Source organism: Dongshaea marina (genome assembly GCF_003072645.1).
GTDB classification, from domain to species: domain Bacteria; phylum Pseudomonadota; class Gammaproteobacteria; order Enterobacterales; family Aeromonadaceae; genus Dongshaea; species Dongshaea marina.
Genome location: NZ_CP028897.1, coordinates 2,844,496 through 2,867,340 on the forward strand (window position 1 = coordinate 2,844,496; position 22,845 = coordinate 2,867,340).

The 22,845-nt window shown below is 52.7% G+C and carries 21 protein-coding genes and 1 pseudogene; 8 read left to right on the plus strand and 14 right to left on the minus strand.

From position 1 onward, the window contains the following. The first annotated feature begins 1 nt into the window (after position 1). Entirely contained in the window at positions 2-1,450 is a 1,449-nt protein-coding gene (locus DB847_RS13400) for a VWA domain-containing protein (protein ID WP_108651153.1), read from the plus strand. Positions 1,451-1,596: 146 nt separating this feature from the next. Continuing rightward, a protein-coding gene (locus tag DB847_RS13405) for an IS5 family transposase (protein WP_108650678.1) occupies positions 1,597-2,363 on the plus strand; the annotation gives its coding sequence in 2 pieces (ribosomal slippage) (positions 1,597-1,972 and positions 1,972-2,363; 768 coding nt in all). 62 nt (positions 2,364-2,425) lie between these two features. Here the strand turns inward: DB847_RS13405 and DB847_RS13410 are convergent. Then, positions 2,426-2,713, minus strand: coding sequence for a Bor family protein (locus DB847_RS13410; protein ID WP_108651154.1), 288 nt, complete (start codon positions 2,711-2,713; stop codon positions 2,426-2,428). Between the two features lie 226 nt (positions 2,714-2,939). On the opposite strand from DB847_RS13410, the gene DB847_RS13415 reads away from it, so the two are divergent. Further along, positions 2,940-3,584 (plus strand): YceH family protein, encoded by a 645-nt coding sequence (locus DB847_RS13415; RefSeq protein ID WP_108651155.1) that lies wholly within the window; start codon positions 2,940-2,942, stop codon positions 3,582-3,584. A gap of 38 nt (positions 3,585-3,622) precedes the next feature. Here DB847_RS13415 and DB847_RS13420 read toward each other — a convergent pair whose 3' ends face one another. After that, positions 3,623-3,772 (minus strand): DUF2986 domain-containing protein, encoded by a 150-nt coding sequence (locus DB847_RS13420; RefSeq protein ID WP_108651156.1) that lies wholly within the window; start codon positions 3,770-3,772, stop codon positions 3,623-3,625. A gap of 1,136 nt (positions 3,773-4,908) precedes the next feature. On the opposite strand from DB847_RS13420, the gene DB847_RS13425 reads away from it, so the two are divergent. Continuing rightward, positions 4,909-5,871 (plus strand): VirK/YbjX family protein, encoded by a 963-nt coding sequence (locus tag DB847_RS13425; RefSeq protein WP_159084614.1) that lies wholly within the window; start codon positions 4,909-4,911, stop codon positions 5,869-5,871. A 33-nt stretch (positions 5,872-5,904) separates the two neighbouring features. On the opposite strand, the gene DB847_RS13430 is transcribed toward DB847_RS13425, so the two are convergent. The 8 genes and pseudogenes from DB847_RS13430 to DB847_RS13465 all read right to left on the minus strand — a co-directional run bounded on the left by DB847_RS13430 (position 5,905) and on the right by DB847_RS13465 (position 14,685). Continuing rightward, complete coding sequence (locus tag DB847_RS13430; protein ID WP_108651158.1) at positions 5,905-7,068, minus strand: iron-containing alcohol dehydrogenase; 1,164 nt, start codon at positions 7,066-7,068, stop codon at positions 5,905-5,907. 919 nt (positions 7,069-7,987) lie between these two features. Beyond that, positions 7,988-8,713 (minus strand): pseudouridine synthase, encoded by a 726-nt coding sequence (locus DB847_RS13435; RefSeq protein ID WP_108651159.1) that lies wholly within the window; start codon positions 8,711-8,713, stop codon positions 7,988-7,990. 74 nt (positions 8,714-8,787) lie between these two features. Then, positions 8,788-9,540 (minus strand): 3-deoxy-manno-octulosonate cytidylyltransferase, encoded by a 753-nt coding sequence (gene kdsB, locus DB847_RS13440; RefSeq protein WP_108651160.1) that lies wholly within the window; start codon positions 9,538-9,540, stop codon positions 8,788-8,790. Next, positions 9,537-9,725 (minus strand): Trm112 family protein, encoded by a 189-nt coding sequence (locus DB847_RS13445; protein WP_199911569.1) that lies wholly within the window; start codon positions 9,723-9,725, stop codon positions 9,537-9,539. The genes kdsB and DB847_RS13445 overlap by 4 nt, the downstream gene beginning before the upstream one ends. After that, positions 9,700-10,691: pseudogene (gene lpxK / locus DB847_RS13450) on the minus strand (tetraacyldisaccharide 4'-kinase). Before lpxK ends, DB847_RS13445 begins: the two are co-directional and overlap by 26 nt. Beyond that, positions 10,691-12,442 carry a lipid A ABC transporter ATP-binding protein/permease MsbA gene (gene msbA / locus DB847_RS13455; protein ID WP_108651161.1) on the minus strand — a complete coding sequence of 584 codons (1,752 nt, stop codon included), beginning with the start codon at positions 12,440-12,442 and terminating at the stop codon, positions 10,691-10,693. Before msbA ends, lpxK begins: the two are co-directional and overlap by 1 nt. An 87-nt stretch (positions 12,443-12,529) precedes the next feature. Next, a complete protein-coding gene (locus DB847_RS13460; RefSeq protein WP_108651162.1) occupies positions 12,530-12,865 on the minus strand; it encodes a ComEC/Rec2 family competence protein in 336 nt (111 codons plus the stop codon). After that, complete coding sequence (locus DB847_RS13465) at positions 12,862-14,685, minus strand: DNA internalization-related competence protein ComEC/Rec2 (protein ID WP_159084615.1); 1,824 nt, start codon at positions 14,683-14,685, stop codon at positions 12,862-12,864. Before DB847_RS13465 ends, DB847_RS13460 begins: the two co-directional genes overlap by 4 nt. A gap of 31 nt (positions 14,686-14,716) precedes the next feature. Here DB847_RS13465 and DB847_RS13470 point away from each other — a divergent pair, with 31 nt between their 5' ends. The 4 genes from DB847_RS13470 (at position 14,717) to DB847_RS24420 (ending at position 16,654) form a co-directional block, all read left to right on the plus strand. Then, positions 14,717-15,247 carry a DUF2062 domain-containing protein gene (locus DB847_RS13470; protein WP_108652980.1) on the plus strand — a complete coding sequence of 177 codons (531 nt, stop codon included), beginning with the start codon at positions 14,717-14,719 and terminating at the stop codon, positions 15,245-15,247. 83 nt (positions 15,248-15,330) lie between these two features. Then, positions 15,331-15,858 (plus strand): DUF2062 domain-containing protein, encoded by a 528-nt coding sequence (locus tag DB847_RS13475; protein WP_108651164.1) that lies wholly within the window; start codon positions 15,331-15,333, stop codon positions 15,856-15,858. An 18-nt stretch (positions 15,859-15,876) separates the two neighbouring features. After that, positions 15,877-16,347 carry a DUF2062 domain-containing protein gene (locus tag DB847_RS13480; protein ID WP_108651165.1) on the plus strand — a complete coding sequence of 157 codons (471 nt, stop codon included), beginning with the start codon at positions 15,877-15,879 and terminating at the stop codon, positions 16,345-16,347. A gap of 91 nt (positions 16,348-16,438) precedes the next feature. Next, positions 16,439-16,654 (plus strand): hypothetical protein, encoded by a 216-nt coding sequence (locus tag DB847_RS24420; protein ID WP_159084616.1) that lies wholly within the window; start codon positions 16,439-16,441, stop codon positions 16,652-16,654. Positions 16,655-16,944: 290 nt separating this feature from the next. Here the strand turns inward: DB847_RS24420 and DB847_RS13485 are convergent, their stop codons facing one another. Genes DB847_RS13485 through DB847_RS26090 form a run of 4 tightly spaced genes read right to left on the minus strand, consistent with a single transcriptional unit; the run spans position 16,945 to position 22,844 of the window. Further along, positions 16,945-19,362 carry an acyl-CoA dehydrogenase gene (locus tag DB847_RS13485; RefSeq protein ID WP_108651166.1) on the minus strand — a complete coding sequence of 806 codons (2,418 nt, stop codon included), beginning with the start codon at positions 19,360-19,362 and terminating at the stop codon, positions 16,945-16,947. 16 nt (positions 19,363-19,378) lie between these two features. Then, a complete protein-coding gene (locus DB847_RS13490) occupies positions 19,379-21,706 on the minus strand; it encodes a 3-hydroxyacyl-CoA dehydrogenase/enoyl-CoA hydratase family protein (RefSeq protein ID WP_108651167.1) in 2,328 nt (775 codons plus the stop codon). Then, complete coding sequence (locus DB847_RS13495; protein ID WP_199911570.1) at positions 21,703-22,590, minus strand: thiolase family protein; 888 nt, start codon at positions 22,588-22,590, stop codon at positions 21,703-21,705. Before DB847_RS13495 ends, DB847_RS13490 begins: the two co-directional genes overlap by 4 nt. Positions 22,591-22,592: 2 nt before the next feature. Further along, the gene (locus tag DB847_RS26090; protein WP_199911571.1) at positions 22,593-22,844 is read right to left on the minus strand and encodes a thiolase family protein; all 252 of its coding nucleotides are present in this window, start codon (positions 22,842-22,844) and stop codon (positions 22,593-22,595) included. Position 22,845: the final 1 nt, after the last annotated feature.

The window sequence follows — 22,845 nt, forward strand, 5'->3', positions numbered from 1 at the left end:
AATGAGTGTCGACCGCCAGCAGCGGCTGGCCAGTGGGGCACAATCGCTGCAGCAAAGGCTGGAGGCAGAGAGCCAGGAACTCCAGCAAGATCCCAGGGTATCCCAGTTTTTAAATGAGCATAACAGCCACCGCCAGGCGCTTAGCTCGGAGCTCACCCGCTGGCATCAGAAGGTCAGCCAGCAGATTTTGGAGGTTCAACTACCGGATGCACTTGAGTATGAAATAAGGCTGTTTACTCAATGCCAGAGTTGGTCCGGAGCCCAGCTTCTTGAGGGTCTCATCAGATCTCTGGAGTCTTGTGATTCGGCCTTCCTGGAGGATGCCCGGCTACTGCTGACTCAACTCAAAGGCGTTGAGCTTGAGATGGAGCAGCGCCTGCTGCTGCGCCGCTGGCAGCAACACCTTGAGCTATGTATCATCACAGAGCAGCTGGCCGCCATCGACAAGGCCCGAGCCCAGATCCTCGAAGAACTCTATCGCAAGATGAACGCCCAGGAGGAGCTCTCATCTGTAATGGGCAAAAGCGATCCCAAAAAATCCCAGCGATTGTGGAACATGGTCGGTGCAAAACTCGAACGCCAACAGTACCAGCGTCTTAAGCAGATGGCTGAGCTTCTGGAGCACTACCCTAAACTGATGGAGATTGCCGAAGAGCTGGGTCGTCAGGCAGCAAACTCAACGAGTGTCAACGATCTGAGCGCCCAGCACCCCGAGCTTCGCCCTGTGCTTCAGCAGATGCAATCCCTGCCTGAAGAGCTCGGTGGGATCTGCCTGAGTGATGAACTGGCACGCCTCATCCTCTCTGAGACCCTGTTTCTCTCTGATCCCGATCTTGAGGTGATCTTCTATAAACACCTCCTGGAAAAGCGGCTGCTCAACTATCAGTTCCGGGGAAAAAATACCGAGCTGGACGAGGTGATGATCTCCCACGCAAAATCCAGGGATGAGCTGCAACCCAAAGGACCCTTTATTGTTTGTGTCGATACCTCGGGCTCCATGAGTGGCTTTGCCGAGCTATGCGCCAAGGCCCTATGCTTTGCCCTGATGCGCATCGCCCTCAGCGATGAGCGAGAATGCCAGGTTTTGCTGTTTTCCACCGATGTTCTGGAATATCAGCTTACCGCTCGCCGCGGGCTCAATCATGCCCTGGACTTTCTGGGCTACAGCTATAAGGGAGGCACAGATCTGGCACCTGCGATCCGCCACGCCATAGAAAAGATGGCCGAGCAGAAATTTGAAAATGCCGATCTGGTGGTGATCTCTGATTTTATCGCCCCCAAGCTCCCGGACGATCTCCTCAAAGAGCTCAATAAGCTCAGGAAGAACCAGAACCGGTTCAATGCCATCACCCTGTCCCAATATGGTAATCCGGCCCTCACCGAGTTATTTGATAGCAGTTGGCACTTCAACCCAACCCTTTACCAACGCCTCAAGGGACGCAGTCACTGAACTATGACTACAGAATCACTCTAACAGTCAAAAAAACGGTTGAAATCGATTGTTAGCTCTGAGAGAGCAACTTGCTAGGGGCTGTCGTCATGAGCGGACTAGTTTGAGTACAATATATTCTTTCATCATTAATCTGGAACTACACAATGAAGAGCCCAGCCCACCGACGCCATGACATATCAGACCGAGTATGGAGCCTAATCGAACCCCATATATTGGGAAGAAAAGGTGATTGGGGAAAGGCGGGTCGAGATAACCGACTCTTTATCAATGCTGTTTTTTGGATTTTAAGGACAGGCTCACCTTGGAGAGACCTTCCTCCCGATTATGGCGACTGGAAAAATACCCATCGACGCTTCAGTCGCTGGCGTGATAAGGGAGTTTGGGCTCGCCTCCAGGAACGTTTAATCCATGAGCCTGATTTTGAGTGGCTGATGATCGACGCCAGCCATATCAAAGTCCACCCAGATGCCAGCGGTGCTCAGGGAGGTAATCAGGATATGGGGATAACAAAAGGGGGCTAAACAGTAAAATCCACTTGGCTGTAGACTCTCATGGCATGCCTGTTAAGTGCTTTGTTACCTCAGGTACAACGGCAGACTGTTCTCAGGCCTTGGCTCTGATTGATAGTGTCGATGCTGAGTATTTACTGGCTGACAGAGGCTACGATACCAATGCCTTGGTCTCCCAAGCCGAGTTTCTGGGAATGAAAGTGGTTATTCCATCGAGGAGAAACCGGAAGGTGCTACGGGAGCATGATAAAGGTCTCTATAGAGTTAGGCATTTGGTAGAAAATGCTTTTCTTCATCTGAAGAGGTGGCGAGGAATCGCGACACGATATGCAAAAAATACCGCTTCATTTGAAGCGGCGGTTCAAATACGTTGTGTAGCACTATGGGCTGCCATCTTATGACGACAGCCCCTAGCCATGATGAAAATAAACTTCACGGCTAGCGGCGTAAATAACTTAAACACTTAAACCTTGCAATAAACCTTTGCAGTTCTTGGGGTGTAGATACCCAGGGTAACAAAACCGATCAGTCCATCAACAAAGTTCAGTCGAGCTTCAACCTTAGCCACCTTATCCGCTCCGCCACACACTTTCGCAGCATTGGTCATTTGAGTTTGCCCGATACCACTGACCCAAAAAGATTGCATTTTCTCTTGGGTTGGAGTTTTCACAGCCTCATCATTGACCACAAAAGTCTGTGTGGCACACCCCGAAAGAGCGATAATTGCGATCACCATAATTAGTTTTTTCATAACCATCCTATTTGAAAATTTGATTAAGCCAATAATGGCTTGCAGCGTCCAAAACAAAAAATCAATAAAATAATTAACTTAGTAAGCTGAACCAGAGTATTCTAAATTCCTTCTTTAGACAATGCAGAGTAAATTTACATCACTTGGCCTCAGTCAGCCTATCGACTTCTAGAATCCTGGTTTGGGCTCTGCTATAACTGGGGCTGGATTTTATATGGAGCCCTCTATGAAACTGACACTCCACGAAGCCCGGGTGATCGGCAGCCTTCTCGAAAAAGAGATCACTACCCCGGAGCAATACCCCTTGTCACTCAATGCCCTCACCCTCGCCTGCAACCAAAAATCCAGTCGCGATCCCGTGCTCTCCCTGAGTGAGAGTGAGACCCAAAACGCTCTCGATAGCCTGGCCAGTAAACGCCTCATCTCAGAGCAGAGCGGATTTGGCAGCCGGGTGGTTAAGTATAAGCACCGCTTTTGTAATACCGAGTTCAGTGAACTCAAGCTCAACGGTGCCGAGCTTGCGGTGATCTGTCTATTGCTGCTACGTGGCCCACAAACTCCCGGAGAGCTGCGCAGCCGCAGCAACCGCCTGCACGGATTTGAGAATGTGGCAGAAGTTGAGAGTACCCTGAGAGCCCTTTCTCAAAGAGAAACACCCTTAGTCAAACAGCTGGCTCGGGAGCCAGGTAAACGAGAAGCACGCTTCACCGAGCTCTTTTCAGAGGAGTTGTCGGAGCTTGCCACTGACGAGGGTCGAGTTTCAACCGATGAGATAACCGAGCTCAGCGCCTTGAGTGAACGAGTCGGTCAATTGGAACTTGAGGTCGCCACTCTCAAAGCCAGCCTTGCAAAACTGACCGGCGAAAGCTAACGATCCTATCCCGGTACCCATCCGGATACCGGGAAGCTTTAGCAGCCACTCTCCTGCTGAGACTTCAGCTCAATCTCGGCACGTTCAGCCTTGGACAGGTATTTCGGCTTAGGGCTGGCATGCAGCTTTGCATTGGCCTTCTTGGCTTTCTTCTTGAGGATCTGATTAATTTTCTTCTTGCGGTTCATACTATCATCAGGCTATTTGGAAGGACGCAGAGTGTAGCATAGCTTGAGAGACCAATCCTCAAACCTGCCCCAGCTTCACCCTCCCCGAGATAAAAAAAGCAATTCCCACGACTGATCTCCATTAAGATCAGCTGCTCGTGATTAAGATGGAGTGACATCAACAACAGATGAGTCTCCAACACTGGGTTATGTCTCAGATCCGTTGCTCATACAAAGGGGTACTGACTTCAAGATCACCAGCCTTCTGTCGCAGGGGTGAAGCTTCAAAGAAGCGAAACGAGAGGTAGAATACCGAACTGGAAGAGGGTATCGGGGATGATAGCCGGGGCAGCAGAGGTTCCATGGACGGATACACACCCTGTTGGTGAGACGTGAAATCAGACATCAACTACAGATGTAATACCATTCATGAAAGAAATGTGATCGGCTTGCTGATAATCCATGAGTCATTTGAGCCACGCAGCGAGTACATCCATGTATGCCCGATGCCAGCATCCATGCTGACAACGGGCTAAATCACTCACAGATTATCCCAATCAGTGCAAGTCATATCCTGATCACCTAACTATTGGGATTGGTATAAAACACGCTCCAACACTGAACCCAGCCGCACCTTTAGCGAAGCATCGAAATCGCTATAGCTCATAGACTTTAAGGGGTCAAAAGCCGCAGGCTGTCAGTGACTGCGTCGCTCACCTATGACGCACCCAACAATTTGTCACTGCCCGTCACATGACTCAAACAATAAGCATACAGAAGCCTTGGCGATTATTTTGTAATTTAAACAAGGCATTAGGATAAGTCTGCCCTTCAAACAATATGACAAATAAACAGAGCCGATTAAATATCGCAACACATTTTATTGAAGGTGCAACTGCTACTTATTTTTTATAGTGAGTGATTAAAAGTGATAGAAAATCGCAGAAAATGAAACGCCTCATGATGAAAATACTGATATATTTCATCGCTTATTTTCAGAAAAAATAAACAGATAACCCATCGAAATCAAATATAGGGTATAAGTTGCGAAAAAGCCGGATGTCAAAAGCCTGCTTTGAAGGGGCCGCCCATTTTGTGGTGAACCCAGCTCGGGATAGAGTCAGGATTCATCAGCATCAAGACCTTGGAATCTCATGATGAAATATACAGAATTTGCAACTCTAGGGAGTCGCTCAAAGCTTATTTTTAGCCTGCCCCAATTATCTTCATTTATCTATCCAGGGATCCAGGGGGTTAAAAAAATACGCTACGGTGGGCGTTTTTGCCTGTGGGGAGTATTGCATCTGAATATCCTCCACAAGATGGTGAAACTTTTTTCTGACAAGCAACTCTACCCCCTTCTGGAGAGTCAGCCAAGGTTATTGGAAAAACCTCTAAAACCTTACCTGAGTGTTAAATGGAAGAGGAGTGAGCGCGCCGGACATATTCGTCAGCACTACACCCTGATGCAGAACATCTTTGCAGAGCGACTCTATGAAATCTTCTGCGAAGGTGGGTTTGAACTGATGCAGTTTAACGCGGGTGACGGCGGAATGTACAGGATCCAGCTCTGCTATGACGGAGGCTTATCACGCGAGGGCGATCTGACAATTCGCCTGACCGATGCTCAAAACCAGCGGATCTACTCCCTGGCTTGTAGCTTCTCTCACCTGGATAAGAGCACCCTGTTTATCGGTGCCCTGCAGGGTCCCTCTGAAAGTATCCGTGATCGACAGGAGCTCACCCGGCAATTGACCAAATCCCTCTACGGGCTACGCCCCAAGGCGCTGATGATCGAGGTTGCTCAGATGCTGGCTACCACCCTGGGCTTTGAACAGATCCTGGCGATCAGCAATAAGGGGCATATCTACCAGGCGCTTCGTTATTTCGGCTCCCTGAGAGGAAAGGTCAGTTTTGATTATGATGCCCTGTGGCATGAGTTTGGCGGCGAAAAGATCAGTTCATCCTTTTACCGACTCCCAGTTCATCCTGAAAGAAGGCCGCTCGAATCGATTAAATCTAAAAAGAGAGCCCAGTATCGCAATCGGTATCAGTGGCTGGATAATGTCGAAGATCAGATTAAAGACAAAGGATTAATCCCGATTGCTAATGCCAGATAAACTAAGGGAGACCCGAGGGTCTCCCGACAATGATTAGTTCCCCATATGGAACTTGATCCCATGAAAACAAAGATTCAGCAGAGTTTCCAGCTCTTCAACACTGGGTTGCCGAGGGTTACAACCGGTACAGGCATCCGCCAAAGCGTTCTTTGCCATGGCCTTAACATTCACATCCCACACCTCTTTGCTCAATCCATAAGCTTCAAAGCTATCTTCAATCCCGACACACTTACGCAAGGCTTCGATAGACTCGATTAACTGTTCGCAACTGTCCATACCGACTGCACGTGCCAGCTCATCATACTTTGACTTACAAACCTTGCTGTTAAAGCGGATCACGTTGGGCAGTAAGATCGCATTGGCACGACCATGTGGTACACCAAACATACCACCAACCTGGTGAGCCATCGAGTGCACAATTCCCAGTAGCGCGTTGGTAAAGCTCATGCCAGCCTGACAAGAGGCATTGTGCATCTTCTGGCGTGCATCAAGTGATTTACCATCAAAGTAAGCCGCGGGAAGGTTGGCAAATATCCGCTTAACCGCACGCTCAGCCAGGGCATCGGTGTAATCATCCGCCAGTGGCGTCACATAAGCCTCAAGGGCATGGGTCAGAGCATCCATTCCGGTGTTTGCTGTCACATGTTTAGGCATAGACTGACATATTTTACCATCGACAATGGCTACATCCGGTGTTAACTCATAGCTGACCAGCGGATACTTGGTTCCTTTGGTCCGGTCAGTAATCACACTGACACAGGTCACTTCAGTTCCCGTACCTGAAGTACTTGGAATGGCTACAAAGCGCGCCTTCTTTCTCAGGGGCTTGATGGTAAACGGAGGAATTATCTCCTCAAACTTTGTTTCAGGATGCTCATAAAACACCCAGGCAGCTTTGGCCGCATCGATGCAAGAGCAACCCCCCAGACCGATGATCCAATCGGGCTTCTCCTGATTGAGCATGGTGGCGATTTTCATGGTGGTTTCAATGGATGGATCAGCCTCGACACCATCAAAAACAGCACTCGCAATACCTGCCTGCTCTAAATATGCCTGAGCCGATGCAACAAAACCTTCACGAATCATAGAGCCCTTACCTGTCACTATGACCGCTTTCGCTCCTGCCAGATTCGACAGCTCGGACAGAGTTCCGATGCCATGAAAAGTTTTTGCCGGAACAATAAAGTTATTCGCCATTGTCATATCCTACTTCATTCTATATAAAATGATCTGCTCAGATAAACTTATAAATTAAACTTAAAATGGCACCCTAATATCATATTAAATAAATATAAAATCCAATTTTAAATGGCGCTTGGTTTAACCTCTATATTCTATCCAAGCCACGCTCTCACCACATAAGTTAATCAAGGATTTGAAAATTGATTCACTATTAACGCAACACATTGAGTTGATGCTGTGTTGTGGTTGCGCTAATCATAGATTTAACCAACGAAGTGTCAATCTATAAAAGTTTCATAGATGGAGAAACCATTAAATTTCAACAGTAAAAAGTGAGGATGAAGTTGTATCTCATTGTTTTAAAAGGAATTAGCTGGTATTCAAATGAAAACTAAGCCAAAAGACCTATTTTTAATTGACCTTGTTTTAAATAGCCAGAGCCCATCACCCTGAATTGATATAAATTGATCTACATCAAAATAGATTAGTAAGCAAACCGCGCTCTTAAGCAGGAGCTGATGGTCATAAATAACTTAAGATATTTTTATTGCGCAAAACAAATTGTTACTCCAAGCTGATGCCTAAAGCTTTACCCTTGTCCCCCCTTAAAGCAGCCGAGTAATCATGAATTCAGTGGTTATCATTTGTCTTGGGTTGGGCTGCTTCAGCTTAATCAAGGCTAAATAACTGTTCCAAATAGTAGATCACTTGAGGCAACTGTTGAATTGTGAATGAGCAGACCCTCTGCGTCAGGGGTGAAATGGTTTTAAGCCATTGAACGAGAGGTATGGATGCCGAACTGGGAAAGGCTATCAGGGATGATAGCCGATGTGGTGGAGCTTCCATGGATGGATTCATAGCGTGTCTGACAGCACACATCAACAGATGTAGCAATAATAGGATCAGCTATTTAGGTGTGGTCGACACCCAGGGCTCAAATACTCGCAGACTCTTCAGCCAAAAGTGCAAGTTCATGACAGGTTAGATCCCGGCTCTCACCGGGCTTCAGCTCAGGGTCAAGCTCTAATTGGCCAATGGCGGTTCGATGTAACTTGAGGACCGGGTTACGAAACCGGCCAAACATCCGTTTGATCTGATGGTACTTGCCTTCACAGAGGATCACCTCGGCGCAGTGATCAGAGAGGATCTCAAGCCTGGCTGGCAGGGTGGTGATCCCCTCATAGGGGAAGTAAAAACCCCTGGCAAAAGCATCGACATAATCCCGGGTCAATGGCTTACCCAGGGTGACCCGGTAACGCTTGGGAAGTTTGCTCTCGGGAGCAGTCAGCCGCCTGGACCACTGGCCATCATTGGTCAGCAGCATGAGACCCGAAGAGTTCAGATCCAAACGCCCGGCAAGGTGTAACTCGGCCCTGTCGGGCCGCGCCATGAGATCCAATACCGTTTGATGCTCAACATCCCGGGTTGCACTGACCACGCCCACCGGTTTATGCAGCATCACGTAGCTTGCTGAGCGTTCCTGTAACACCCTCTGATCCAGAGTAATATGGGAAAACTGATCCACTTGCAGGTCGACATCCGTCGCTCGCACACCATCCACCTGCACCCTCCCCTGAGCCAGCAGCAGGCGAATATCTTTGCGCTTGATTGCGCAGTGTGCGCTAATGAAGCGATCCAGGCGTGAACGTTTTGAATGCATAGCGAGGATAGATCTCAGTGTGAGTTGGTTTAGGCTCAGCCTGGCAGCGTGAGCCTCAGGGGGTACTTAAGCCACTAACGGCTCAACAGCGCCTTGGCACGGGCCAGATCTTCAGGGGTATCGATTCCCGCCGGGGGTGGCTCGACCACAACCTCAACCTGGATCGACTCACCGTGCCACAGCACTCTGAGCTGCTCCAAGGCTTCAATCTGCTCCAGAGGGCTCACCGGCCAGCTGACATAGCGGGCGATAAACCCTGCGCGATAGGCATACAGGCCGATATGCCGCAGACAGACATTGGCAAACTCGGGTGGAGTCTGGCCAAATTTTTCCCGATCCCAGGGGATGGTTGCCCGACTAAAATAAAGAGCTCGTTGATCGGCATCTGTGACCACCTTTACCGCATTAGGATTAAACAGCTCCTCGGCATCGTGAATAGGACAAGCCAGGGTCGCCATTGAACGATCGGGCCGGGTCTCTAAAGAGTCAGCGACCAACTTGATCAGCTCAGGGGGCAACAGGGGCTCATCTCCCTGCACGTTCACTATGATCTGCTCGTCGCTAAATTGATACTGCTCACAGACCTCGGCCAGGCGCTCGGTTCCGGACTTATGGGTGATAGCGGTCATACATGCCTCACCGCCAAATCCCTTTACCACCTTTTCGATTCGCTCATCATCGGTTGCGACAATGACACGCTCAGCACCAGAGCTTTTGGCACGCTCAACCACCCATTGGATCATCGGCTTACCATCAATATCCGCCAGGGGCTTTCCCGGGAGGCGGCTCGATGCGTATCGAGCCGGGATCACAACCACAAAACTCATGATGAGATCTCTTCCAGTGTCAGCTCCCGCGCCCGGCTCTCAAGAAGAACCGGGATATTATCTTCGATCGGATAAGCCAGGCGATCTCCTCGGCAGATCAACTCCTCTTTGGCCTTGTCATAGTGAAGCTTCCCCTTACATACCGGGCAAGCAATAATCTCAAACAGACGATGATCCAAAGCCATCGGTTTTCTCCTTGATTTTAGTAACGATCGCCTCGGTCAGAGGCTTATCAAAACGGGCACTCACCGGCAAATACCACCAGTTATCGCGGGCAAATCCGTGACACTTGACCGCATCTTTTTCGGTCATCAGCAATGGCAGCTCCCGGGACAGGCTCTCGAGCTCCTCGCTCTGGTAGGCATGGTGATCGGCAAACGCATACCGGCCGGAAAGTTCATAGCCAAGACCTTCCAGGCTCTCAAAAAAACGTTGGGGATTACCGATGGCCGCTACCGCATTCACCCGCTTATCCATGAGCTGAAGGCTTGGGTCTTTTAGGTTCTTAAGCGGATCGGCCATCAGCTCCATCTCATACTCACCCGGTTGCGCTGTGCCACCGTTGCAGATAATGAAATCTGCGCTGTTTAAACGCCAGACCCCCTCACGCAGCGGCCCCATCGGCAGCAGATGGCCGTTGCCGAAACGGCGTCCCCCATCGATGACAACCAGCTCTATATCCCGGTCCAGGGCGTAGTGCTGCAGACCATCGTCTGAGATGATCACATCCACCCCAAACTCTCGATAGAGCTGCCAAGCCGCCTCCGGGCGTTTGGGCGAAACCACCACCGGACACTGACAACGGCGACGGATCAATACAGGCTCGTCACCGGCAAGAGCCGTAGAGCAGGCATCATCAACCACCAGGGGTACTCGGCGGCCTTGCCGCCATAACCCCGGCTGATCACCCCGGGATTAAATCCCTGAGTTCTGAGGGTTTCAACCAGGTGGATCACCACAGGTGTTTTGCCGTTCCCTCCAACCGTGAGGTTTCCCACTACGATCAAAGGTACCGGCGGCTTATTAGCCCGGCGCAACCCACTGCGGTACAGCCATCGGCGTACACCACTGATGAGGGCAAAAAGCCCCGCCAGAGGGGCTAGCAGATAGAGCCAGCGCTTGTGCGCAAACCAGGCTGAGGTGATATCCATCAGGATTGCTGACCAAACTGCAGGGTTCGCAGCTGAGCATAGGCACCACTTTTCGCCATCAGCTCGGTGTGATTGCCCTGCTCAACAATCTGCCCCTCATCCATCACCAGGATCAGATCGGCATTTTCTATGGTGGATAAACGATGGGCAATCACCAGTGAGCTACGTCCCTGTTGCAAGTTATCCAATGCTCCCTGGATAAAACGTTCCGACTCGGTATCCAGGGCCGAAGTGGCCTCATCAAGGATCAACACCGGAGATTCGCGCAGCAGAGCCCGGGCAATGGCGATCCGCTGACGCTGACCTCCGGACAGAGAGGCACCATTTTCACCTATCTCGGTATCCAGGCCCTGTTCCATCTTGCTGACAAACTCGTTTACATAGGCAGATTCGGCCGCTTGCTCAATCTGCTCACGGTTAAACTCTCCCTCACCCGCATAGGCGATATTCCCGGCGATCGAATCGTTGAACAGACACACATGTTGAGACACCAGGGCCATCTGGCGCCGCAGGGGTTTAAGCTTGTAGTCTTGCAGGTTCACCCCATCGAGTAGGATCTCCCCCTCCTCAATGTTATAAAAACGGGTGAGCAGGCTGGCAATGGTGGTTTTTCCTGAGCCGGAACGTCCCACCAGCGCCACCGTCTGGCCCGGTTCCATGGTAAAGGAGATATTCTTAAGAGCGGGTCTGTCACCTTCAGGGTAAGAAAAGCTGACGTTACGAAACTCCACCTTCCCCTTGGCTTTCTCGACCTCGATCTTGCCCGGATCGGGCTCCAGTTTACTGTCGAGCAGATCAAACAGGCTCTGGCAGGCTGCCATCCCCTTTTGAAACTCGCTGTTGATCGATGTGATGCTGCGGATCGGCTTAAGCATCGCCATCATCGCGGTCATCACGGCGGCAAAAGCACCTGCGGTCAGTCCCTCTTTAATGCCAGGGAATGAGGCCAAAAACAGCAATACCGACAGGGCACAGGAGGCGATCAACTGTACGATCGGCGTTCCGATGGCATTGACCGCCACCAGCTTCATGTTTTGCTGGCGCACATGATTGCTCACCTCACCAAAACGGTCCCCTTCAACCTTCTGGCCACCAAACATCAGTACCTCTTTGTGGCCCTTGATCATCTGCTCGGAAACCGTGGTGATGCTACCGACCGCATCCTGGATCCGCCGGCTAACCACTCTGAAGCGACGACTGATGATCCCGATCAACACCCCGACAATTGGGCCGACCACAAATAAGATGAGCGTCAGTTGCCAGGATTGATAGATCATCACCGCCAGCAGACCTATGATGGTACAGCCCTCCCGAACCAGAGTCACCAGGGTGCTACTGGCGGTGGAGGAGATCTGAGTTGAGTCATAGGTGATCTTGGCCAGCAAACGGCCGGTCTGTTGGCGGTCAAAGTAGGAAACCGGCATCGAGACCAGGTGATTGAACACGTTGCGCTGCATCCGCATCACCACATTATTGCCCACCCAGGACATAAAGTAGTTTGAGACAAAGGAGCACAGGCCGCGGATCACCACGATACCGAGGATCGCCAGCGCCATCCAGCGTAGGACAGAGAGATCCTTATCGCCAAAGCCATTGTCAATCAAGGGCTTAAGCATGTATACCAGGGCACTGTCTACGGCGCCGTAACCGGCCATACCGATAATAGCCACACCCAGTGCCAGCTTCATGTCGGAAACATATCCCAGCAAGCGTCTGAGTAACGGCCAGGAGCTTCTCTTTTGATTCTTCATCCAATAACTTCAGGTAATGGAAATAGGCCGACCATTCTAGCGATTATCGCCAAGACAACCAAGGGTTGTATTTGCGATACCAGGGACTTAATCGATTACGGTAAGCAGATGGTTCAACTTTATCCGGATAGATAGCAAAGCGGATCTGGCCACTTTGCGCCGTGCTCCACTGTTGACGCCCCCATAGCGTTTCCTGACCTTGGGGTCGGGAAAGCCCCAGGGGTTGTTGATACTGGCACTATGAACCACATACTCTGGATTAACCGAATCAATAAAACGAGGACTTGATGAGGTTCGGCTTCCATGGTGAGGGGAGACTAAAATGGAACTCGCGAGCTTGTCACCCCAGTTGCTAACCAGCTGGCTCTCACTTCTCTGACCGATATCACCGGTTAATAGCAGCTGGTGCTTTCCGTCACTCACCTGTAATACGCAGGAGTTCTCATTATCCCCCTGCCCGGCTTGCCTGGGTGTAGTATTGCCACAGATAACCCCTGCCACTCAAACCTCTGGCCAGCCCGGCAGAGCCGTTTCCCCTGCGCTCTCCAGGAGCCGATATGTTCGCCGATTTTAACTTTGCCCGCCAGAAACGCCGCCCCTCCTGCATGATCCCTATCCCTGTGACTTAGAATAAGATAATCCAGGCGGTCAACTCCCGCTTTTCTCAGGGTGGGCAGGATCACGGCCTGGGCGTAACTAAAACCGCCTGGGTACGCATTTCCGGTATCATACAAAAGAGCCCGCCCCTCTTTAATCACCATTACCGCCAGTCCCTGGCCGACATCCAGCACCCGTACCTGCCAACCTGGCCCCGGGCTAAAACAGGAGAGCAGCAGGCAGGCCACCCCAACAACCATAGGGAGGTGCATCTTAAGTCTCCAGCAACTCAGCAGAAAAACCACTGCCACTATGACCATGACCCACTCCCAGGAAAAAGGAAGCCATAGCGGGAGCTGACTCTGCAGCCCTCCGAGAGCAAGATGAACCCCGCTAAGTAGCTTATCAGCCCCATAAAACAGCCATGAGGAGAGAGCTGGCCATAGCAGTGAGCATCCTGTTGCCAGCAAAACCCCGGGGATCACCAGCAGGGTAAACAGAGGGATCAGCAGCAAGTTGATAAAAAGCGCGACCCAGCTCACCCCATCAAAAAACAGCACCTGCAGGGGAAGAAGCCCAAGTAGCAATCCAAGCTGGATCCCGACAAGACCACTGCGTGGATAGAGCCAGTGAGTCACCAGGATCACCGACACCGCCCCGAAAGATAACCAGAATCCGGCGTTCAGCAGCTGTAAAGGATCAAATAGCACCAGCAACAGATAGGTCCAGAGCAGATAGCGCCAGGGAGGCCAGTACCTCTGGCACAGGGTCACCCCGCTTAAGATCAATAACATCAGCAAGGCTCTCTGGGTTGGCAGAGTAAAACCAGCCAACCAGGCGTAGCTAATGGCGAGGGCAGCCGCCACCAGATAGGGGCCATAGCGACCCAGTCCCCTGCCAAGCCACCATCCCGCCAGGGCCACCAGCCCAATATGCAACCCGGAGATCGCCAGCAGATGGCTGATCCCGGCTTCACGATAGAGTTGCCAATCGGAATCATTGATAAAACGACGATCGCCAAAGCTAAGGGCCAGGATGATCCCCTGGGATGAAAAACCCCGGGTTAACTCGCGCACCCGATTGAGCCAGTCCAGGCGAAATCCGGGATGCTGAGGCACAATAGCCTGCCACTCTTTAATCGTGCCGGTGGCACCGATCCCTCTGCTATAAAGCCAGCGGGGATAATCAAAACCGGCAGGATTCGCGATCCCATACACAGGCCTTAGCCGCGTCGCGACCGTCAGCTTCCATCCCGCCTCGATTGTCTGCTCACTATCATACCAACTCAGTCTCAGGTAGAGTGGACGAAGGGATGAAAAATGTTGCTCATCCACAGAAGTTGCTCTTAAAGTCAGCCGTCCTGAGCTATCATTTTTATATTGAATATCAACTACTTGACCTGAAACCATCTGAGTCCCTTTTCGTGATGGCTCAGGCAGGGATAGAGCCCCCAGGCGCCAGTCGATCATGGCGCTTGCCGACAGGGCTCCACACAGCAACAAACAGGGGGCTCTGAGCCAGGGAAGACTCCAGGCAACAACCAGCAGCAAGGGAATAGCTACCACAGCCCACCAGGGGGTGAGCCAGGGAGAAATAAGGGCCACCAGTGTCGCACCAACGGCCAGGAGAATAAGCGTGCGATCCATATGGTTCAGTATGTAACAGGGAAGGACAGCCATGCCGAAAAAAATGTTCCGGCGCTTCATGCCCGATCCGAAGCAGCTCAGGAAACATAAACACCTGAAGATCTTTGGGGCGCTGTTGCATGATGCCAATCTATGGCACCTCAATCGTCGCTCCGCCGCCGGTGCCTTTGCGGTTGGACTATTTATGGCCTGGATGCCGATCCCCTGTCAGATGCTATTTGCCGCCGGAGCCGCCATTTTGTTTCGGGTCAACCTGCCTATTTCGGTGGCTCTGGTCTGGATCTCTAATCCCATTACCATGCCTCCGCTGTTTTATGCTGCCTATGTTCTCGGGGCTAAGCTCACCGGCCTGTCGATCCCTGCCGATCAGGGCGATCTGACCTGGCAATGGCTGCTCTCCGCGATGGGAACCGTGGGGCCCGCATTTCTGCTGGGATGCTTCATCTTCGCAATCCTCAGCTCAAGCATCGGCTACTTCTTTGTGCGCCTGCTGTGGCGCTACTCGATCCTGCGGGACTGGAATAAGCGCAAACTACGCCGCTCACAGCAGCAAAAACACTAGCCTACCTCTGCTGTTTTGGATAAAATCCGCTCATTACCGAGGTGTTACCCCCTCCTATCATAAGCTGTGGAGTCGTCATCTCCTTGAAGTTACAGAGACGAATCAACCGGTTTCTTCCTGATCCGGCAAAAATCAAACAAAACCGCTTCCTCAGGGTATTTGGCTCTCGCCTTTACCGGAATAACTTGTGGCAACTCAACCGCCGCTCGGTGGCAGGGGCCTTTGCGGTCAGCCTGTTTATGGCCTGGGTTCCCCTGCCCTGTCAGATGCTGTTGGCCGCAGGTGCCGCGATCCTGTTTAGTGCAAACCTACCGGTTGCCGTTGCACTCGCCTGGGTATCAAATCCGGTGACGATTCCCCCCATGCTCTACTTTGCCTATAAAACCGGTGCAGCCTTGCTGCAACAACCGCCCCTGCATCTTCCTTTTGAGCTCAACACTCAGTGGTTGTTGCAATCACTCCAACAGGTAGGCCCTTCCCTGCTACTTGGTTGCCTTTTGTGCGCTCTATGCTGCAGCCTTGCCGGTTATATTGCAGTTCGCGGACTATGGCGCTACTCTGTCGTCCGCAGCTGGCAGCGACGCTCCCAGGCGCGCTCCCTGTATAATTGACGGCCGAATTTCAAGCTTATGAAAAAACACCTTTGCCCGGAAAAGCTCAGAGCCAAACTGATGCAGTCACGCTTTGACTGGGTTCGCAAGATCATTGACCGACCCGGACTCTGGCACAAAAACCGGGTCAGTATTGCACGGGCGGTTCCTATCGGGATCTTTATCGCCTGGCAGCCCTTCCCTGGCCACATGATAGTAGCGGCCATCGCCTGTGCCATCGTCAGTGCCTATATCCCTCTGAGTATTGCCCTGGTGTGGCTTTCCAATCCCTTTACCTGGCCATTCCACTATGGGCTGGCGTTGGTCACTGGCGAGAAGCTTCTCGGACTGCCACTAAGCCCCCTGAATATGCACCATGTGATGGCCAGCCTGGGTCAGGACTATGTAGCGCTATGGTGCGGAAGCCTGCTTTGGGGAACGATAACTGCTGTACCGGCCTACCTGATGGTGCGGTTGTGGCAGCGCTATAACAGAAATTCACAGCCGTAATATCTAGGATCTGTTGACACTTCCAATTTTGAACCTGTTGCCCCTGAAAATGTTCTGTTCCGGCGCGAATCATGAGGTTTAGTTGTTCTAAATGAGTGATGAGCAACAATCAACAGGGCTTTTTCAGGCGCAACCCGAAGGGCAGTGGCTATTTTCCCTCCCAGCTGCGTTATCAGATGCTCATGTAGAGCAACTACACCACACATCTACTGCCTTGCTGGATGAAAAAATTTCCAACTGCAGAACCAAATCTGAAACCTCAACAGAGCCTAGAGCATTTTTCGGATATATAGGTTCACCCTCATAAAAGCAGCTTTGACTTTGATCGCTGACACGCAAGTCACATCCATGTCGCTCTGCTGCTGCATCCTTGCGTTTGCGGGGGTCGATGACCCGGATTAAATCAAAGATGCTCTAGTGAAACACGAGGAGGAACAGCCTCTGCATCACTCTATTTCACGACAGGGGTCCTGGGCTCTGTTGTAAGAAAGAGCGAAAAGCAGGTCCATTTATCAAATGAACCTGCTACCCAACCTTCTCGCTCGGCTCCTCTGGAGAGGCCTGGCAGCCCAACAGATTCTATGAGTATTAGGTAAGCTACCTCAAACTCTTGTATTGCGCGCAACCAAAGGAGTCGACCTCGATCACCGCATCCATCAGGGACTGAGCCGCTTCGAGCTGATTAAACTCCTCGCTTGAGATCACCCCCTCATCGAGAGCCGCCTGGTAGAGCTTCTCTCTTGCCACCTGTTTCAGCGGACCGCTCTTGCGAGCCTTGTGGATTTTCTCCTCAATCGGCGCAAGGGCCTTAAGTGCCTCGTAAGCCTCCTCCAGGGCACCAAGTGCCTTACTCCCTGAGGCCACCGAGCTTATTCCTGCCGACAGCTTGCTTCGACCATTTTGCTCGCCCATCACCCGCCGGGCTAATCTCAGGGTTTGCTTGTCCGATGGCCCATAACTTCGCTTACCCAGAGCGAATAAGCTTAGGTGCAGCAGCCGCCCAACCCAGGCGATGGGATAGTGGTGGCACGCACCTCTGAGCGCCTCTTCAATCTGCCGGTAGGCATGACTACAGAACCAATCCAGATAAAGCTCATCCTCCTTCAGGCTCCCCTCATCCTCAAAGCGTTTTACGGCCGAGGTGGCAAGATAGAGCCAGGACAGGGCATCCGCCATCCGGCCACTCAAGATTTCCCGGCGCTTAAGACTACTACCCAACAGCAACATAGACACATCGGCAACCAGTACAAAGGCCGAGCTATAGCGGGTGATGGTCTGTTTATGATGCTCGGCTCCATAATGGCCGGATATCTTGAGTAAACGTCCGCGGGTGATCCCATCGACTGCGGCCCGAACCCCATTGCCCAGGGTAAAATTAATGTGGCCCCACAGCGCCTTATCAAAAGCGTAAAGATCGTTGCTGGCGGCGGCCTCAAGCTCCCGGGGCACATAGGGATGGGCACGAATCGACCCCTGGCCAAAGATAATCATCGAGCGGGTCAGAATATTCGCCCCTTCGACTGTGATGCCGATCGGTAGCCCATCATAAGCCCGGCTCAGCAGATTCCTGGGCCCCTTGCTGATGGCCGCGCCTCCCAGTATATCCATGGCGTCGATCACCACCTGGCGCATGTTTTCGGTCAGATAAGCCTTCACCACACAGGAGAGAACCGAGGGGCGCTCACCGCTATCAACGGCCCCACAGGTGAGTCTGCGGGCCGCATCCATCCCGTAGGTCAAGCCACCGATATGCGCCAGCTTTTCTGCAACTCCCTCAAAGCGCCCGATGGGAAGACCAAACTGATGCCTGACCGAGGCGTAGGCACCACATATGTGAGTGGATAATTTGGAGGCTCCAAGAGAGAGCGAGGGTAGAGAAATAGAGCGCCCGGATGCCAGCGACTCCATCAACATCCGCCAGCCCTGACCAATCCCGGCTTCACCACCTATCACCCAATCTAAGGGGATAAACACATCCTTCCCTTCGGTCGGACCATTGGGGAACGGGATCCCCATGGGATCGTGCAACTGGCCCACCTCGACCCCCGGAGTCGCACTCGGGATCAGGGCGCAGGTGATCCCAAGTTCATCCTGCTCCCCCAGTAGTCTCTCGGGATCCCTTAATTTAAAGGCAAGCCCGATGACGGTGGCAACCGGAGCAAGGGTGATATAACGCTTGCGCCAGTCGAGGAGGATCCCGAGAGTCTCCTCACCTTCAAACTCCTGCTTACAGATCACCCCCTGGCTCTGAATCGAGCCGGCATCACTGCCCGCCTTAGGCTCAGTCAGAGCAAAGCAGGGGATCTCCTCACCCGAGGCCAGCCTTGGAAGATAATGCTGCTTCTGCGCATCGGTCCCGTAGTGCAGGAGCAGCTCTGCCGGCCCCAGTGAATTAGGAACCATCACCACCACGGCAACCGCCAGAGAGTGGGAGGATATTTTTTGAACCACCGCCGAGTGTGCCTGGGCCGAAAACCCCAGACCGCCATACTCTTTGGGAATGATCATCCCGAAAAACTTCTGCTCCTTGAGCTGCCGCCAAACCTCGGGAGGAAACTCACGTTCCTGGGTGATCTGCCAGTCATCGGTGATCCGACAAAGCTCCTCTACCGGTCCATCCAGAAATGCCTGCTCCTCATCGGTGAGAGAGGATACCTCAAATTCAGCCAGCTTCTGCCAGTTGGGGCGGCCACTAAAAAGCTCTGCATCCCACCACACGGTTCCGGCATTGAGCGCCGTCTGCTCGGTCTCACTGATCTTGGGCAGCCCTTTTTTGATAAGCTTCATCAGCCTGAGGGTCACCAGGGTTCGCCGCAGATTATCCAGACCAAAGAGGGCGGCCAACAGCGCGGTGATCACCAAGGATGTGACGATAAACCCCGAGGAGGCACCGCAGATCCCGGCGCCAACAATCAGGATCACCAGGGCTGAGATCCAGCTCCAGAAACCCTTTCCCCGGTACAGCAGAACCAGCAGAGCCAGAATCGCAACGAGTATGGTCAGAACAACTATCATAGTTAGCACCTCTTAGTTAATTTCTCAGGGGCTTACCGGTTTTTAACATGTGATTGACCCGTTTAATCGATTCGGGATCCCGGCTCAACCGATGAAATGCCTCGCGCTCCAGCTCAAGTAGCCGCTCTTCGGTCACCGGCTCGGTCATGTCTGCATCCCCGCCACTGAGAACGCCAGACAGAGCCTCACAGATCACCTGATCCTGGGAGGTCGCCTTTGCTGAGCGATGCAAGCCGGCAACCATCAGATCCAGGGGGATCTTTCCGCTCTGTCCGGGCAAAGAGATAGTAACGGGCTCTGGAGCCTGGTAATCCCTGGCAAGCTCCAGCGCCCGGGTTTTGGCATCCGCTAATAGCCGTTGCCGGTTCATGATGATCGAATCTGTGGGTCGTAAGATCTTCATCTCTTTGGCTTCTGCGGCCGATTTAGCAACCTTCGCCATACCGATGAGCTCAAACACCTTGGTGACGGCAGGCATTGGTCCCCTGGCAGCATCCGGGGCCTGAGCCCAGCGCCCGAGCATCTCTTTACATCCACCCCAGCCGGGAATGATCCCGACTCCAACCTCTACCAGACCGGTGTAGGTTTCGGCGTGAGCCACAATCGCATCACTATGCAGCAGCAGCTCACAGCCTCCCCCCAAAGCCATCCCCGAGGGGGCCGACACCACAGGGAAAGGTGCAAACTTCAACGCCTGATAGACTCTCTGCCCCCTGCGGATCACATAGTCGATAAAGGGGTAGGCCCTTAATCTGGCGGCGATCGCCAGTAACCCAATATTGGCTCCCACCGAAAAATTGCTGCCATCGTTATAGATCACCAGAGCCCTGAAATCACTGTGTTCAATCTTCTTAATCGCCCGCTCCATCATGGAGAGACTCCAGAGATTCAGGGAGTTCATCTTGCTGTGAAACTCAAGACACAGAACCCCATCTCCTATATCCCACAGCGAAGCAGAGGGATTTTTCAGCACGGGCGCCCCAGCAGCCTTGATATCCTCCAGCAGTAACACCCCGGGAAGAGGCTCCAGTCGCCGGTAGCCATGATGCAGGGTAAAGATCTCCCGCACTCCGCCGCTGTTTCGGTAAAAGTGCCCCTCACCAACGGCTTTTAATATGGGAGGGACCGCCTCTACCCGTGCCTGAAGCTCCTGGCATAACCACCCGGCCCCCAGCTGATCGATGAGCTCAAAGGGGCCGTATTTCCAGTTGTAGCCAAGCTTCATCGCCAGATCGATAGCTTCAATATCTTCACTCACATCCGGGACCAGCGACGCGGCATAACTCAGGGTGCTCGCCATCACCGACCAGGCATAGGCGCCAGCATCCCCTTTATCACTGAGCAGCTTACGAAGCTTGTTGCGCGCAGGCTTTCCTTTCACCGGAGGTTTAGGTCGCATCGCCCTGGCGTAGTTTCCAGTCTGAAGATCGATCGCCTCTTTGACCTTAATTCCGCTCTCGGTGTTGAGCCGGTAGAAGCCCCCTTTGCCTTTGCGCCCGATATAGCCCTCGGCAATCATCTTGTTGAGAAGCTCAGGCTCCCGGTAGATGGCATGAAACGGATCGGTAGCGGCGAGGCTTTTTTCCAGTGAGCTCAGAACATGGGGCATGAGATCCAGCCCCACCATGTCGAGCAGTCCAAACACTCCGGTTTTAGGGATCCCAAAGGGGCGGGAGATCACCGCATCGGCAAGCTCAATCGAGATCCCCTGCTGCATCGCCTGCACCACGGCACATTGCAACCAGAAAATCCCGATACGATTGGCAAGAAACCCCGGAGTATCCCTGCAGTTTAATACCCCCTTTCCAAGCTTCTCATCACAAAAGTGGCTCACCAAACTTACCAGCTCAGCAGAGGTCTCCTCACCGGCCACCAGCTCCAGTAGCCGCATATAACGGGGAGGATTAAAAAAGTGAGTGATCATAAATTCGCGGGTAAATTCCTCAGGCATGCCATCGACCAATTGCGCCCGGCAAAGAGTCGAGGTGTTGGAGGAGACCAGACTGCCCGGAGTACGAACCTCCTGAATTTTCCGGTAGAGGCTTTGCTTCACCGAAACCTCTTCGAGAATCGCCTCAATGATCCAGTCGCATTCAGCCAACTGCCCCAGATCATCCCGGGTATTGAGTGGGGTGATGAGTTTTGCATTCGAGGGGTGCATCAATGCCGCCGGGTTGCTCTTAGCCAATCGGGTCAATGCCCCCCGGGCGATCGCATCGGGATCATCCCCATCACTGACGCGATCAAAAAGCAGCACCGGAACCCCGGCATTGGAAATCTGGGCCGCAATCCCCGCCCCCATGACACCTGCACCAATCACAGCAACTTTATCTATGGATCTCATTCATAAGCCTCCAGAATGGTTGCTATGCCTTGTCCCGCCCCGATACATTGAGTTGCCAGGGCAAAACGTCCCTGCTCCCGCTTTAACAGCTGGGCGGCCTTGCCGGTAATTCTGGCTCCGGTGGCCCCCAGCGGATGACCTATAGCAATGGCTCCACCATCGAGGTTGAGTTTGCCCTGATCCAGCTTGAGATCCCGAATGCAGGCCAGCGCCTGGCTGGCAAAGGCTTCGTTGAGCTCTATGACATCGAGATCATCAAGGGTGATCCCGGCTCTTTTCAGAGCCTTGTGGGTCGCCGCAACCGGGCCGATCCCCATCACCTCCGGCGCACAGCCGGTCACCGCGATTGCACGAATTTTTGCCAGAATATCTAACTGCTGCTCACGGGCAAAAGCTGCACTACAGACGATGACAGCCGAGGCTCCATCGGTCAGGGGCGATGCGTTTGCGGCAGTCACGCAACCGCCCTCTTTAAATGCAGGTGTCAGCTCGCTCAGCGCCTCCAGGGTACTGCTGCCGCGGATACAGCCATCCTGCTCGATGAGAGCTCCCCTATCGTTCCTGACCGCAATGATCTCCTGAGAGAGCTTGCCAGACTCCTGAGCCATACTGGCCTTTTGATGACTACCCAGAGCAAAGCTATCCTGTTCGCCACGGCTGAGCTTATATCTGTCCACCAGGATTTCGGCGGTATCGCCCATCGAGATATAGGCCTCGGGGAGCTCTGCGGCCAGGGTTGGATTGAGCATAGGATTAAAGCCCATCATGGGGACCCGGGTCATCGACTCGATTCCGGCACAGATGTAGGCCTCGCCGGCTCCCATGCTGATCGCTCCTGCCGCCATCTGGATCGCCTGCATTGAGGAGCCGCAAAAATGGTTCACCGTCACCCCCCGACCGAGCGGGGTAGCTTGGCCAGAAACACCGCCAAGCGCGCCATGTTGAGCCCTTGCTCAGCCTCGGGAAAGGCACAGCCCATAAACACAGCCTCGATGGCTTGCTCCTCGATTCCGGAGCGATCAACCAGGCCCCGGATCACCTGGGCCACAAGATCATCGGGACGCGTCTTGGCCAGAGCGCCTTTATGGGCATAATGAAAAGGTGATCTTGCATAGCCCGCAATGACAATATCTAGCATT